The organism is Massilia sp. 05N420 (assembly GCF_056397205.1).
Map to the genome: position 1 here is coordinate 1 of NZ_JBFTMX010000238.1, position 392 is coordinate 392.

The 392-nt window shown below is 59.7% G+C and carries 1 pseudogene; it reads left to right on the top strand.

The annotated features are described in order from the left end of the window. A pseudogene (locus AC1DIX_RS28135) lies at positions 1-254 on the top strand (hypothetical protein); the annotation flags it as partial. Between the last annotated feature and the right edge of the window lie 138 nt (positions 255-392).

The following is a 392-nucleotide window of genomic DNA, read 5'->3' on the forward strand; positions in this document are numbered from 1 at the left end:
AGATCCCGCTGCTCGGCACGTTGTTCCGCCAGCGCAGCGTCCAGCGTGAGGAAACCGAGCTTGTCATTATCGCGACGCCCTATCTCGTGCGTCCGGTCGCTCGCAATCTGCTCAACCGTCCCGACGACAATTTCAGCCCGGAAAATGATGGCCAGGCGTTCTTCATGAACCGGGTGAACAAGGTCTACGGCGGCCGCGAGGCGCCGGTTGCCGACGCTCAGTTCCACGGTTCCATCGGGTTTATCTACAAATGAAAACGATGCGGCGGGACACAATCATGACGAAGCCCAATCAGGCGGTGGCCGATATGACGAAGATCAAAAGAAGCGCATCGAAATTACTGACGGCGGCCGGTCTGCTCGCTGCGGCCGCGCTGACAAGCTGCGCTGCTC